Source organism: Tsukamurella sp. 8F (assembly GCF_029167375.1).
Lineage (GTDB): Bacteria > Actinomycetota > Actinomycetes > Mycobacteriales > Mycobacteriaceae > Tsukamurella.
In genome coordinates, this window is sequence record NZ_JARFTP010000067.1 from 1 (window position 1) to 394 (window position 394).

At 67.3% G+C, this 394-nt stretch carries 1 protein-coding gene; it reads left to right on the forward strand.

The genetic code is table 11. From position 1 onward, the window contains the following. On the forward strand, positions 1-394 hold a 394-nt coding region (locus P0W64_RS22505), incomplete at both ends, for a cytochrome b (RefSeq protein WP_275482434.1).

Genomic DNA, 394 nt, shown 5'->3' on the forward strand with positions numbered 1-394 from the left:
ATTCCGCCGACCCCGCGAGGCCAACTGGCTGATCGGCTGCGCACTACTCGCGCTGGCCATGTTCGAGGGCTTCTTCGGCTACTCCATCCCGGACGACCTACTGTCCGGCACCGGCGTACGAGCCGCCATGTCCGGCATCGTCGTCGGTCTCCCGGTGATCGGCACGTGGATGCACTGGCTGATCTTCGGCGGCGACTTCCCCGGCGACATCTTCATCACCCGCCTCTACGTCGCGCACGTACTGCTGTTCCCCGGCATCATCCTCGCGCTCATCGCCGGCCACCTGGCCCTGGTCTGGTACCAGAAGCACACCCAGTTCGCCGGCCCCGGCCGCACCGAGGAGAACGTCGTCGGCGTACGCATCCTGCCCGTATTCGCCGTGAAGACCGGCGCG